Source organism: Pseudomonas sp. GW821-FHT02H09 (genome assembly GCF_059421425.1).
Map to the genome: position 1 here is coordinate 271,278 of NZ_JBWKVA010000003.1, position 13,302 is coordinate 284,579.

Below are 13,302 nucleotides of genomic sequence, written 5' to 3' on the forward strand. Positions count from 1 at the left end.
CAAACCGGACGGCCCCTTGCAGGAACCGTCGTGGGACGAAGCTAGGCATTTCAGATGGACCCGCCATCACTGGTGGGCCCAAGCAACGAAATCAGATATCCAGCAGCAGACGAGCCGGATCTTCCAGCAGGTTTTTGATGGTAACCAGGAAAGTCACAGCTTCTTTACCATCGATCAAACGGTGATCGTAGGACAGAGCCAGATACATCATAGGACGGATGACGACCTGACCGTTGATTGCCATCGGGCGCTGCAGGATGTTGTGCATGCCCAGGATAGCCGCTTGCGGCGGGTTGACGATCGGAGTCGACATCATGGAGCCGAAAGTACCACCGTTGGTGATCGTGAACGTACCACCGGTCATCTCGTCCATGGACAGCTTGCCGTCGCGGGCTTTCTTGCCGAAGGTGGCGATGCCGCCTTCGATTTCAGCCAGGCTCATCAGTTCGGCGTTACGCAGAACCGGTACCACCAGACCACGGTCGCTGGATACGGCAACACCGACGTCGGCATAGCCGTGGTAAACGATGTCTGCACCGTCGATCGAGGCGTTGACAGCCGGGAAGCGTTTCAGCGCTTCGGTGGCCGCTTTCACGAAGAACGACATGAAGCCCAGGCGTACGCCGTTGTGGGACTTCTCAAACAGGTCCTTGTACTTCGAACGCAGCGCCATGACTTCGGTCATGTCGACTTCGTTGAACGTAGTCAGCATCGCCATGTTCGACTGGGCTTCTACCAGACGCTTGGCCACGGTGGCCCGCACGCGGGTCATCGGTACGCGCTTCTCGATGCGGTCGCCAGCAGCGAACACAGGAGCAGCGGCAGCCGGAGCAGCGGCCTTGGCAGGTGCAACAGCAGGAGCAGCTTTCTTCGCAGCTACAGCAGCGACCACGTCTTCCTTGGTCACGCGACCGCCTTTACCGGTACCGGCAACACTGGCGATGTTGATGGCGTTTTCTTCTGCCAGCTTGCGGGCAGCTGGAGCTGCGACAGGATCATCTTCGCCAAATGCAGCCGGAGCAGCAGCTTGAGCGGCGGCAGGTGCAGCAGCGGCAGCCGGAGCTGCAGCAGCGCCACCTTCACCGATGGAGCCCAGAACTTCGTCGGACAGAACGGTGTCGCCTTCGTTCTTGACGATAGCGCCCAGCACGCCGTCAGCAGTGGCCAGTACTTCCAGTACGACTTTGTCGGTTTCAATGTCGACGATCAGTTCGTCACGCTTGACGGCGTCGCCCGGTTTTTTGTGCCAGGTGGCAACGGTGCCATCGGCAACCGATTCCGGGAAAGTGGGGGCTTTGATCTCGATAGCCATTATCTGTGGTTCCTTAAATTCGGTTTCAGGTGCGCGAAGGCGTTAAACAGTAAAGGCGTCTTGCAGCAGTTTTTCCTGCTGCTCAGCGTGCATCGATGCGTAACCACAAGCAGGTGCAGCAGAAGCATCACGGCCCGCGTACTCAAGTACGAGAGACTTGTTGTGATTGCCAACGATGCGACGCATGTGGTGTTGACTGCAGTACCAGGCACCCTGGTTCATCGGCTCTTCCTGACACCAAACGATGTGTTTGAGGTTGGTGTAAGGAGCCAGGACTTCGTTCAAGTCGTCCTCAGGGAATGGGTACAGCTGCTCGATACGCACGACGGCGATGTCGTCACGACCTTCGGCACGGCGTTTTTCCAGCAGGTCGTAGTAGACCTTGCCGCTACACAGAACAATGCGCTCGACCTTTTTCGGGTCTTGAACATCGATTTCCGGGATAACGGTCTGGAACGAACCTTCGGCCAGATCCTCCAGAGTCGAGATGGCCAGCTTGTGACGCAGCAGCGACTTCGGAGTCAGGACTACCAGTGGTTTACGCAGCGGGCGAATCACCTGACGGCGCAGCAAGTGGTAGATCTGAGCTGGCGTCGTCGGCAAGCACACCTGAATGTTGTGCTCGGCGCACAGCTGCAGGTAACGCTCCAGACGAGCCGAGGAGTGCTCCGGCCCCTGACCTTCATAACCGTGCGGCAGCAGCATGGTCAGACCGCATAGACGGCCCCACTTGTGCTCGCCACTGGTGATGAACTGGTCGATAACCACTTGGGCACCGTTGGCGAAGTCGCCGAACTGGGCTTCCCAGATAACCAGGGCATTTGGAGTGGTGGTCGAGTAACCGTACTCGAACGCCAGCACCGCTTCTTCGGACAGGAACGAGTCGTACAGGTCAAAACGTGGCTGACCTTCGTACAGGTTCTGCAGTGGAATGTAGCTGCCAGCGTCTTTCTGGTTGTGCAAGACAGCGTGACGGTGCGAGAACGTACCGCGCCCGATGTCCTGACCCGTCATGCGAATCGGGTGACCTTCGAACGCCAGGGTCGCGTACGCCATGGTTTCGGCGTAACCCCAGTTGATCGGCAGGCCGCCGGCTTGCATCTTCTGACGGTCTTCGTAGATCTTGGCAACCTGGCGCTGCACCACAAAGCCTTCCGGAATTTCCAGCAGCTTGGCGGACAGTTCCTGCAAGGTTTTCAGGTCGAAGCGAGTGTCGTGACGCGCGGTCCAGGCGTGGCCCAGGTACGGACGCCAGTCCACGAACAGCTCTTTGTTCGGCTCTTTGACCAGGCTTTTCACTACGTGCAGACCGTTGTCCAGCGCGTTGCGGTATTCGTCGATTTTCGCCTGAACACGCTCTGCGTCCAGCACACCGCTCTGGGTCAGACGATCGGCATACAGCTCACGGGTAGTGCGCTGCTTGGCGATCTGCTGATACATCAGAGGCTGGGTGCCGCTTGGCTCGTCGGCCTCGTTGTGGCCGCGACGACGGTAGCAGAACATGTCGATCACCACGTCGCGCTTGAACTGCATGCGGTAGTCGATGGCCAGCTGGGTCACGAACAATACGGCTTCCGGATCATCACCATTCACATGGAGGATCGGTGCCTGGATCATTTTCGCAACGTCGGTAGCGTACTCGGTGGAGCGGGCATCCAGCGGATTGCTGATGGTGAAACCGACCTGGTTGTTGATCACCAGATGGACCGTGCCGCCAGTCTTGAAGCCGCGGGTCTGCGACATCTGGAAGGTTTCCATGACCACGCCCTGACCTGCGATTGCAGCGTCACCGTGGATGGAAATCGGCAGAACCTTTTCACCGGTAGGGTCGTTACGACGATCCTGACGGGCACGAACCGAACCCTCGACCACCGGAGACACGATTTCCAGGTGGGACGGGTTGAACGCCATCGCCAGGTGAACTTCACCGCCGGTGGTCATGACGTTGGACGAGAAGCCCTGGTGATACTTAACGTCACCGGAACCCAGCTCGACCTTCTTCTTGCCTTCGAACTCGTCGAACAGCTCGCGCGGGTTCTTGCCGAAGGTGTTGACCAGCACGTTCAGACGACCACGGTGGGCCATGCCGATAACGATTTCCTTGGTGCCGTAGGAACCGGAACGCTGGATCAGTTCGTCGAGCAGAGGAATCAGGCTCTCGCCACCTTCCAGACCGAAACGCTTGGTGCCCGGGTATTTGGTGCCCAGGTATTTTTCCAGACCTTCGGCTGCAGTGACACGCTCAAGCAAGTGGCTCTTGATGTCGGCGGAATACGTTGGACGGCCACGTACGCTTTCCAGACGCTGCTGGAACCAGTGACGCTGCTCGGTATCGACGATGTGCGTAAACTCGGCGCCAATGGTGCGGCAATATGTCTGCTGCAACGCTTCGTGAATTTCGCGTAGGCTCGCTTCCTCTTTGCCGATGAACAGGTCGCCGGCACGGAAGGTCGTATCAAGATCGGCATTGGTCAAGCCGTAATGATTGATCGACAGGTCTGCAGGTGCAGGACGCTGCCACAGCCCCAGCGGGTCAAGCTGGGCTGCCTGGTGGCCACGCATACGGTAGGCCTGGATCAATCGCAGCACTTCAACTTGCTTCTTCTCGTGCTCACTGCTCACGCTGCCGGCGGAAACCGGTTGAGCGCGGCGCTGGTTCTTTGCCAGCAAGACGAAATGATCGCGGATTGTCGAGTGCGAAACATCGATGGCAGTGCTGCCGTCGGTAGGCAACTTCTGAAAGTAGGTGCGCCACTCTTCTGGCACAGCGTTAGGGTCGTGCAGGTAGAGCTCGTAGAGCTCTTCCACATAGGCAGCGTTACTACCGGATAGGTAGGCGCTGTTCCACATGCGCTGCATCACGCTTTCTTGCATGCTTGGTCACCCTCGGTTAGGGGAACACCACCGGCGAAGACACCGAGCAAACTTGAAAAAGTCCGAGTGCAGCGACCAAAACAAGCCACTTAGGATCACGCTGATAGTCCGGGTACCAGCCCGGATGCCCCTGCTTGTCTCATTTCTTCAAAATAAGAGCCACAGCTTTTTGAGCTGCCGCTCAGGTTAAAACTACGGCGCCGGTTGAAGCCTGCGCCGCAGCATTTACGGGTACAGCGGTCCTACGGTTACAACAACTGAATCAAATGCCGCTTTGCAGCAGCATGTTACGCACGTGTCCGATGGCCTTAGTCGGGTTCAGGCCTTTCGGACAAACGCTGACGCAGTTCATGATCCCGCGGCAGCGGAATACGCTGAACGGGTCATCCAGCGAAGCCAGACGCTCGGAAGTCCGGGTGTCACGGCTGTCTGCCAGGAAGCGATAAGCTTGCAGCAGCGCAGCTGGACCCAGGAACTTGTCCGGGTTCCACCAGAAGGACGGGCAAGAGGTCGAGCAGCAAGCGCACAGAATGCACTCGTACAGACCATCGAGCTTTTCACGCTCTTCTGGAGACTGCAGACGCTCGATGGCCGGAGCCGGCGTGTCGTTCTGCAGGAATGGCTTAACTTTTTCGTACTGCTTGTAGAAGATGCTCATATCGACGACCAGGTCACGGATAACCGGCAAACCTGGCAGCGGACGAACGATCAACTTGTTGCCTTTTACAACAGCAGACAGCGGCGTGACGCAGGCCAGACCGTTTTTGCCGTTGATGTTCATGCCGTCGGAGCCGCAGACACCTTCACGGCAAGAGCGACGATAGGAGAAACCTTCGTCCTGCTCTTTGATCAGGGCCAGCACGTCCAGCACCATCAGGTCTTTACCGTTGGTATTGACCTGGAATTCCTGCATGAACGGCGCGGCGTCCTGATCAGGGTTGTAACGATAAACACTGACATTCAACATATCGGCCACCCTTAATAAGTCCGAATCATTGGTTCAAAGGTCGGGACTGTTTTTGGCGAGAAGTTCACGGCACGCTTGGCAACGCGCTTCTCACCAGGGAAGTACAGGGTGTGGCACAGCCAGTTGACGTCGTCGCGATCTTCGAAGTCTTCACGGGCGTGAGCACCGCGGGACTCTTTACGGGTTTCTGCTGCAATCGCCGTAGCTTCGGCCACTTCAAGCAGGTTTTGCAGCTCGAGCGCTTCGATACGCGCAGTGTTGAACGCCTGGCTCTTGTCGTTGATCTTGACGTTGGCGATACGGCCACGCAGATCAGCCAGCTGAGCAATACCCTTCTGCATGTATTCACCGGTACGGAATACACCGAAGTAGTTCTGCATGCAGCTTTGCAGCTCTTTACGCAGGGTCGCGACATCTTCGCCTTCGGTACGCGAGTTCAGGCCATCGAGACGCGCCAGAGCAGCGTCGATGTCAGACTGGCGGGCGCGAGTGTAGTCAACGCCTTCTTTCAGGGTTTGTTCCAGGAAGAGACCGGCCGCACGACCGAACACCACCAGATCGAGTAGCGAGTTACCGCCCAGACGGTTCGCACCGTGAACCGAAACGCACGCCACTTCACCGACCGCGAACAGGCCAGGGATGATGGTATCGACGCCGCTGGCGTCCTGAGTGATCGCCTGGCCATGAATGTTGGTGGCAACGCCGCCCATCATGTAGTGGCAGGTTGGAACCACTGGAACCGGAGCAACAACCGGATCAACGTGGGCGAAAGTCTTGGACAGTTCGCAGATGCCTGGCAGACGGCTGTGCAGTACTTCTTCACCAAGGTGATCGAGTTTGAGCAGTACGTGGTCGCCGTCCGGACCACAACCGTTGCCGGCGATGATCTCTTTAACCATGGAGCGGGCTACAACGTCACGACCAGCAAGGTCTTTGGCGTTCGGAGCATAACGCTCCATGAAACGCTCACCGTGCTTGTTGATCAGGTAACCGCCTTCACCGCGGCAGCCTTCAGTAACCAGTACACCGGCGCCGGCGATGCCGGTTGGGTGGAACTGCCACATTTCGATGTCTTGTACCGGCACGCCAGCACGCAGAGCCATGCCGACGCCGTCACCGGTGTTGATCAGGGCGTTGGTGGTGGACGAATAGATACGACCGGCACCGCCAGTCGCCAATACGGTGGCGTTAGCGCGAATGTAGGAGGTTTCACCGGTTTCGATGCAGATCGCGATGATGCCGACGAAGGCGCCATCCTGGTTTTTCACCAGATCCACTGCATAGTATTCGTTGAGGAATACGGTACCCGCTTTCAGGTTTGCCTGATAAAGAGTGTGCAGCAGTGCGTGACCGGTACGGTCGGCAGCAGCACAGGTACGGGCAGCCTGACCGCCCTTGCCGAAGTCTTTCGACTGACCGCCGAACGGACGCTGATAGATGCGGCCCTGCTCGGTACGGGAGAACGGCAAGCCCATGTGCTCGAGCTCGAAGACCGCTTCCGGACCTACGGAACACATGTATTCGATAGCGTCCTGGTCACCGATGTAGTCGGAACCCTTGACGGTATCGTACATGTGCCAGCGCCAGTCATCGTTCGGATCGGCCGAAGCGATGGCGCAGGTAATGCCACCCTGAGCGGATACGGTGTGCGAACGAGTCGGGAAAACCTTGGTGATAACGGCAGTCTTGTGACCACCTTGTGCCAGCTGCAGCGCAGCGCGCATGCCAGCACCGCCGCCGCCAATGATAATGGCGTCGAACGAAAGCGTATTAACTGTGTTAGCCATGAATCAGATACCCCAAAGAATCTGCACGCCCCAGACGAAGTAAGCGAACATCGCAACGCCGCATACTGCCTGGAAGAGGAAACGTATTGCAGTCGCCGACTTGCCGAACGCCATTGGCGTCAGGTAATCGGTAGCGATGGTCCACATGCCAACCCAGGCATGAGCGCCCAGAGCGACCAGAGCCAGCAGACTGAAGATACGCATCCAGTTGTTTGCGAACAGTTCATGCCATTGGGCGTAGCCAAGGCCTGGGTGCGCAATGATGTATCCGATCAGGAAAATGAAGTAAGCCGCGAGAACGACCGCAGACACACGTTGTGCCATCCAGTCATAGAGGCCCGAACGCGAAAGGTTCGTGACATTAGTTACCATATCCAAACTCCTGCCAGAACGATTACCACCACGGAAACGGCGATAACGATTTTCGAGCCTCGTTGGCCGCCTTCCAGCGTCTCACCGATGCCCATATCCATGATCAAGTGGCGCACACCGGCTACCAGGTGATACAGCAAGGCGGACAGGATGCCCCAAATCACTAGCTTGGCTAGCGGACTGGTCAGACACGCTTTCACCTGACCGAAGCCTTCTTCTGAACTCAGCGACTTGTCCAATGCATAAAGCATGATGGCAAGGCTGACAAAGAGGATGACACCGGATATACGGTGAAGAATGGACGTGTAAGCAGTGACTGGGAGTTTGATGGTCCTTAGGTCTAGGTTTACAGGTCGTTGGCTATTCACGGCTTTTTTTCACACTGAAGAGCCCCTAACAATCAGGGCAAAGTTGTTGGGGAGTGCACTGGTCAGGTACCCACCACCCAGGGAGTGCGACCCCCATTAAAGCAGGCCCAAAAGCCCCTGGAGGTCGGAGGCCGAGTATAGACAGTTAGGTCACTAATGACAACGCAATCACCTTCCCCTAATAGCTCATTGCACAAGTGGAATAAAAGGCGTAAATGGCGGGGAATTTCGAGGAAAAAGTCCGGTTAAAGCCTTCTGGGGCAAGACTTTAGGCAAATTGACATTCAAATTTATCTCACTATAGTGGTGCGGGCCCTGCGTGGGGGGTCTGTCTGATGATTTCAAGCATAAATAGGAGGCCACATGGCTGACAAAAAAGCGCAGTTGATCATCGAGGGCGCAGCCCCCGTCGAGCTGCCCATTTTAACCGGCACCGTTGGTCCCGATGTTATCGATGTTCGGGGCCTGACGGCCACGGGCCGTTTCACCTTTGACCCAGGCTTCATGTCGACTGCCTCTTGCGAGTCGAAGATCACCTATATCGACGGCGACAACGGCATCCTGCTACACCGCGGCTACCCGATCGAACAGCTGGCCGAGAAGTCGGACTACCTGGAGACCTGCTATCTGCTGCTCAACGGCGAACTGCCGACCGCAGAGCAGAAGGCCCAGTTCGTCAGCACCGTGAAAAACCACACCATGGTCCACGAGCAGCTGAAGAGCTTCTTCAACGGCTTCCGTCGTGACGCCCACCCGATGGCCGTCATGTGCGGCGTAGTCGGCGCCCTCTCGGCCTTCTACCACGACTCCCTGGACATCAATAACCCGCAGCATCGCGAAATCTCCGCGATCCGCCTGGTTGCCAAGATGCCAACCATGGCAGCGATGGTTTACAAGTACTCCATGGGCCAGCCCATGATGTACCCGCGCAACGACCTGACGTACGCGGAAAACTTCCTGCACATGATGTTCAACACCCCGTGCGAGATCAAACCGATCAGCCCGGTACTCGCCAAGGCCATGGACCGGATCTTCATCCTCCATGCCGACCACGAGCAGAACGCATCGACTTCTACCGTACGCCTGGCGGGCTCTTCGGGTGCCAACCCGTTTGCCTGTATCGCCGCCGGTATCGCTGCACTCTGGGGCCCGGCTCACGGCGGCGCCAACGAAGCAGTGTTGAGCATGCTCGACGAAATTGGCGATGTATCGAACATCGACAAGTACATCGCCAAGGCCAAAGACAAGAACGATCCGTTCAAGTTGATGGGCTTCGGTCACCGGGTTTACAAAAACCGCGACCCACGCGCAACCGTGATGAAGCAGACCTGCGACGAAGTACTGAAAGAGCTGGGCATCACCAACGATCCACAACTCGAACTGGCCATGCGCCTGGAAGAGATCGCCCTGACCGATCCGTACTTCATCGAGCGCTCGCTGTACCCGAACGTCGACTTCTACTCGGGGATCATCCTCAAGGCGATCGGCATTCCAACCAGCATGTTCACCGTGATCTTCGCCCTGGCGCGGACCGTTGGCTGGATCTCCCACTGGAAAGAAATGCTCTCCAGCCCGTACAAGATCGGTCGCCCGCGCCAGCTGTACACCGGCTACGAGTCGCGTGACATCCCCAATCTGGAAGACCGCAAATAAGACCTGTCTTGCGATAACGTCCTGGATTCATCGAGTACGGCCTCTTTAATAGAGGCCGTATTTGTTTGTGTGATGCCCTGCCCCGCCCTCCTGGCATTGCCGCGACCGCCCTACCGCTATCGCGAGCAACCCCACAGTAAATCGATATCCCCCCAACCAAACCACAGGCCGGCTGTCAGGCCGCCATCGCGAGCAAGCTCGGCTCCTACAGAAGTCTTATGCACAACCAACAAAAAATGCCCCGATCTCTCGACCGGGGCATTTCTATTTAACGCAGCTTATATATAGAAGCTCATACATGTCTGTACGTTAGTGCGACACCGCCCCACTCGCGCCCAAACCGGTCTGCGAGCGTACGAATTGCGGGAAGAACAGCGCCCGCTCATTGTCAGCCGCAGCGGACTTGTCAGTGATGGAGAAGAACCAGATCCCGACAAAGGCAATGGCCATCGAGAACAGCGCCGGGTACTCATACGGGAAGATCGCCTTCTCGTGCCCCATGATCTGCACCCAAATGGTTGGACCAAGGACCATCAGACCAACGGCACTGATCAGCCCCATCCAGCCACCGACCATCGCACCGCGAGTGGTCAGCTTCTTCCAGTACATGGAAAGCAGCAGCACCGGGAAGTTGCAGCTGGCAGCGATCGAGAACGCCAGACCCACCATGAACGCGATGTTCTGGCTTTCGAACAGAATACCCAGAACGATCGCCAACACGCCCAAGGCGATGGTGGTGATCTTCGAAACACGGATCTCATCCTTCTCGTTAGCCTTGCCCTTCTTGATCACACTGGCGTACAGGTCGTGAGACACCGCCGTGGCCCCGGCCAGGGTCAGACCGGCAACCACCGCCAGAATGGTGGCGAATGCCACCGCCGAAATGAAGCCGAGGAAGATACTGCCGCCCACCGCATTGGCCAGGTGCACCGCCGCCATGTTGTTGCCGCCCAACAGCGCCCCCGCAGCGTCCTTGAAGGCCGGGTTAGTGCTGACCAGCAGGATAGCGCCAAAGCCGATAATGAACGTCAGAATGTAGAAATAGCCGATGAAGCCTGTGGCGTACAACACACTTTTACGGGCTTCTTTAGCGTCACTCACGGTGAAGAAGCGCATCAGAATATGCGGCAGACCTGCAGTACCGAACATCAGCGCCAGACCGAGGGAGAATGCCGAAACCGGATCCTTCACCAGCCCGCCGGGACTCATGATCGCCTCACCTTTAGGGTGAACCTTGACCGCTTCGGAGAACAGCGTGTTGAAATCGAAGTTGACGTGCTTCATCACCATCAGTGCCATGAACGACGCACCGGACAACAACAGCACGGCCTTGATGATCTGCACCCAGGTGGTCGCCAGCATGCCGCCGAACAACACATAGAGGCACATCAGGATCCCCACCATAATCACTGCGACATGGTAATCGAGCCCGAACAGCAGCTGAATCAGCTTGCCGGCGCCGACCATTTGCGCAATCAGGTAGAACGCCACCACCACCAGCGAACCGCAGGCTGACAGGGTGCGAATCTGGGTTTGCCCAAGGCGGTAGGACGCCACGTCGGCAAAGGTGTATTTACCCAGGTTACGCAGACGCTCGGCGATCAGAAACAAAATGATCGGCCAGCCCACCAGGAAGCCGATCGAATAAATCAGACCATCGTAGCCAGAGGCGAACACCAGCGCGGAAATCCCCAGGAAGGACGCCGCCGACATGTAGTCACCGGCAATCGCCAGACCGTTCTGCAAACCGGTGATCTTGCCACCCGCCGCGTAGTAGTCGGCTGCCGACTTGCTGCGCTTGGATGCCCAATAAGTGATGCACAGCGTCGCACCGACGAAGACCACGAACATCAGGATCGCCGAAACGTTGAGCGGTTGTTTGTGTACTTCGCCGGTGAGCGCCTCGGCAGCCCAAACTGCCGGTGCGAAGGCTGCAATGCCTAAAGCTGCCAATAGACGCCGGATCATTGCTGAGCCTCCTTGAGAATCGCATTGTTCAGGTCGTCGAATTCGCCGTTGGCGCGTCGAACGTAGATTGCAGTGAGGACAAAGGCCGAAACAATCAGCCCGACACCAATCGGTATCCCCCAGGTAATCGATGACCCAGGGCTGATTTTCGCCCCCAGTAAATGCGGCCCGTAGGCAATCAAAAGGATGAAGCCCGAGTAAAGCCCAAGCATGATCGCCGAGAGAATCCAGGCGAACCGCTCTCTTTTGCTGACCAGCTCCTTGAAACGCGGGCTGTTTTGAATCGAGAGGTAAATGCTGTCGTTCATTGTTTTTATCCTCGCAGCACAGATTTAGTTAGAACGTATTCCACTCTATGCCGCTGCGGAACGGGTTCCAGACGACCTTAGTATTAGAACGATATTAGCGCTGCCGCCAATGACTCCCCCCCAAAACAAAAACAGGGGCCTCTTGCGAGCCCCTGTTTGAGCTGTATCCGTAGCAGTTGCCGAAGGCTACGTTCGGCTCGCTCCGCGCTCGGACGCAGGCTATGCCAGCTGCTACGGAGCCCGTCCTTATTTGCCGTTGGTCAAGGTGTTGTAGCTGGTCATCAGGTTGCGGTAGTCAGGGATGTGGTTGGAGAACAAGGTGGCCAGCCCTTCCACATCGTTGCGCCAGTCGCGGTGCAGCTCGCAGGCCAGGCCGAACCAGGTCATCAACTGTGCACCGGATGCCGACATGCGATCCCAGGCCGACTGCCGGGTGAGTTCATTGAAGGTGCCGGAAGCATCGGTAACCACAAACACCTCGAAGCCTTCAGCCAGTGCCGAAAGCGCCGGGAATGCCACGCAGACTTCGGTGACTACGCCGGCGATGATCAGTTGTTTTTTGCCGGTGGCCTTGATCGCCTTGACGAAGTCTTCATTGTCCCAGGCGTTGATTTGCCCTGGGCGGGCAATGTATGGCGCCTCCGGGAACAGCGCTTTCAATTCCGGCACCAGCGGACCGTTGGGGCCGGTCTCGAAACTGGTGGTGAGGATCGTCGGCAGCTTGAAGTACTTGGCCAGATCGGCCAGGGCCAGCACGTTGTTCTTGAACCGGTCCGGTTCGATATCGCGAACCAGCGACAGCAGGCCAGCCTGATGATCGACCAACAGAACGGCGGCGTTGTTTTTATCCAGACGTTTGTAAGAGGTAGTCATTGCAGTAGTCCTCGCTTCTTATCGATGCCGAATAGAAGTCGGCGTCGGGTACTCGGTTAGCGCTGGGAATCCAGCACTTCGTGTTCGTTTGCCACTTGCTGAGCCTTGAGGTAGCTTTCGATCAGCAATTGATAATGCGGCATGGCCTGGGCGTAGACGGCAGCCCACTGCTCGGCGTCGGGGCGGTTCCACGAACCTTGCAGCTCAGAAAGCGTTGCCATGATGTCGATCGGCACCACTCCAGCCTGAGACAAACGAGCAATTGTCAGATCAGTGGCAAGTTTGGAGTGGTTGCCCGAGGCATCAACCACTGCGAATACCTTGTAGCCTTCATGCACCGCGGCGATTGATGGAAAGGCCAGGCAGACGCTGGTCAGCGTGCCTGCGATCACCAGGGTTTTCTTGCCGGTGGCTTTCACTGCCGCGTGAAATTCCGGGTTGTCCCAGGCGTTGATTTCGCCTTTGCGGGCGACGTATTGAGCGTGCGGTGCCTCTTGGTGAATCTCCGGGATCAACGGCCCGTTCGGCCCTTGGGGCACCGAAGCTGTGGTGATCACCGGCATTTTCAACAAGGTCGCGGCTTTGGCCAGGGCGATGGCGTTGGCGCGCAGTTGCGGGACGTCTATATCCTTGACGATCTGGAACAGCCCGCTCTGGTGGTCGATCAACAGCAGCGCACTGTCGTTGGGGTCGATGGTCGGTTTCAGGCCATTGAAGTTGGCCGCATTGGTCATGTTCATGAGTGTTTCCTCTTTATTTTTGGCGACAGCCATCCCTGGCCAGTGAACCGACCTACGTGTCCTGTGTAGAGCGGAGTTGT

General features: G+C 57.3%; 11 protein-coding genes. 1 reads left to right on the forward strand and 10 read right to left on the reverse strand.

All coding sequences use genetic code 11. From position 1 onward, the window contains the following. Positions 1 to 91: 91 nt before the first annotated feature. From odhB to sdhC, 6 genes are all read right to left on the reverse strand, one after another. Entirely contained in the window at positions 92 to 1,312 is a 1,221-nt protein-coding gene (odhB, locus tag AC07VR_RS05775) for a 2-oxoglutarate dehydrogenase complex dihydrolipoyllysine-residue succinyltransferase (protein WP_494993918.1), read from the reverse strand. 42 nt (positions 1,313 to 1,354) lie between these two features. Then, positions 1,355 to 4,186 carry a 2-oxoglutarate dehydrogenase E1 component gene (locus AC07VR_RS05780; protein ID WP_494993919.1) on the reverse strand — a complete coding sequence of 944 codons (2,832 nt, stop codon included), beginning with the start codon at positions 4,184 to 4,186 and terminating at the stop codon, positions 1,355 to 1,357. A gap of 262 nt (positions 4,187 to 4,448) precedes the next feature. Further along, complete coding sequence (locus AC07VR_RS05785; RefSeq protein WP_494993920.1) at positions 4,449 to 5,153, reverse strand: succinate dehydrogenase iron-sulfur subunit; 705 nt, start codon at positions 5,151 to 5,153, stop codon at positions 4,449 to 4,451. A gap of 11 nt (positions 5,154 to 5,164) precedes the next feature. Beyond that, positions 5,165 to 6,940 (reverse strand): succinate dehydrogenase flavoprotein subunit, encoded by a 1,776-nt coding sequence (gene sdhA, locus AC07VR_RS05790; protein ID WP_494993921.1) that lies wholly within the window; start codon positions 6,938 to 6,940, stop codon positions 5,165 to 5,167. 3 nt (positions 6,941 to 6,943) lie between these two features. Continuing rightward, a complete protein-coding gene (sdhD, locus tag AC07VR_RS05795; protein WP_494993922.1) occupies positions 6,944 to 7,312 on the reverse strand; it encodes a succinate dehydrogenase, hydrophobic membrane anchor protein in 369 nt (122 codons plus the stop codon). Further along, positions 7,306 to 7,680: a succinate dehydrogenase, cytochrome b556 subunit gene (gene sdhC / locus AC07VR_RS05800; protein ID WP_494993923.1), complete on the reverse strand. Its 375-nt coding sequence runs from the start codon at positions 7,678 to 7,680 to the stop codon at positions 7,306 to 7,308. The genes sdhD and sdhC overlap by 7 nt, the downstream gene beginning before the upstream one ends. Positions 7,681 to 8,043: 363 nt before the next feature. Here sdhC and gltA point away from each other — a divergent pair, with 363 nt between their 5' ends. Further along, positions 8,044 to 9,333 carry a citrate synthase gene (gene gltA, locus AC07VR_RS05805; RefSeq protein WP_494993924.1) on the forward strand — a complete coding sequence of 430 codons (1,290 nt, stop codon included), beginning with the start codon at positions 8,044 to 8,046 and terminating at the stop codon, positions 9,331 to 9,333. A gap of 309 nt (positions 9,334 to 9,642) precedes the next feature. Here gltA and AC07VR_RS05810 read toward each other — a convergent pair whose 3' ends face one another. The 4 genes from AC07VR_RS05810 to AC07VR_RS05825 all read right to left on the reverse strand — a co-directional run bounded on the left by AC07VR_RS05810 (position 9,643) and on the right by AC07VR_RS05825 (position 13,222). After that, entirely contained in the window at positions 9,643 to 11,301 is a 1,659-nt protein-coding gene (locus tag AC07VR_RS05810) for a cation acetate symporter (protein WP_494993925.1), read from the reverse strand. After that, the gene (locus AC07VR_RS05815; protein WP_494993926.1) at positions 11,298 to 11,609 is read right to left on the reverse strand and encodes a DUF485 domain-containing protein; all 312 of its coding nucleotides are present in this window, start codon (positions 11,607 to 11,609) and stop codon (positions 11,298 to 11,300) included. The genes AC07VR_RS05810 and AC07VR_RS05815 overlap by 4 nt, the downstream gene beginning before the upstream one ends. A 246-nt stretch (positions 11,610 to 11,855) precedes the next feature. Further along, positions 11,856 to 12,482, reverse strand: coding sequence for an isochorismate family cysteine hydrolase YcaC (gene ycaC / locus AC07VR_RS05820; RefSeq protein ID WP_494993927.1), 627 nt, complete (start codon positions 12,480 to 12,482; stop codon positions 11,856 to 11,858). Between the two features lie 56 nt (positions 12,483 to 12,538). Then, positions 12,539 to 13,222: an isochorismatase family protein gene (locus AC07VR_RS05825; RefSeq protein ID WP_495010686.1), complete on the reverse strand. Its 684-nt coding sequence runs from the start codon at positions 13,220 to 13,222 to the stop codon at positions 12,539 to 12,541. Positions 13,223 to 13,302 lie beyond the last annotated feature (80 nt).

Coding starts and splice junctions, on each gene's coding strand:
- odhB (WP_494993918.1), bottom strand. CDS start 1,312: ATGGCTATCGAGATCAAAGCCCCCACTTTCCCGGAATCGGTTGCCGAT.
- AC07VR_RS05780 (WP_494993919.1), bottom strand. CDS start 4,186: ATGCAAGAAAGCGTGATGCAGCGCATGTGGAACAGCGCCTACCTATCC.
- AC07VR_RS05785 (WP_494993920.1), bottom strand. CDS start 5,153: ATGTTGAATGTCAGTGTTTATCGTTACAACCCTGATCAGGACGCCGCG.
- sdhA (WP_494993921.1), bottom strand. CDS start 6,940: ATGGCTAACACAGTTAATACGCTTTCGTTCGACGCCATTATCATTGGC.
- sdhD (WP_494993922.1), bottom strand. CDS start 7,312: ATGGTAACTAATGTCACGAACCTTTCGCGTTCGGGCCTCTATGACTGG.
- gltA (WP_494993924.1), top strand. CDS start 8,044: ATGGCTGACAAAAAAGCGCAGTTGATCATCGAGGGCGCAGCCCCCGTC.
- AC07VR_RS05810 (WP_494993925.1), bottom strand. CDS start 11,301: ATGATCCGGCGTCTATTGGCAGCTTTAGGCATTGCAGCCTTCGCACCG.
- AC07VR_RS05815 (WP_494993926.1), bottom strand. CDS start 11,609: ATGAACGACAGCATTTACCTCTCGATTCAAAACAGCCCGCGTTTCAAG.
- ycaC (WP_494993927.1), bottom strand. CDS start 12,482: ATGACTACCTCTTACAAACGTCTGGATAAAAACAACGCCGCCGTTCTG.
- AC07VR_RS05825 (WP_495010686.1), bottom strand. CDS start 13,222: ATGAACATGACCAATGCGGCCAACTTCAATGGCCTGAAACCGACCATC.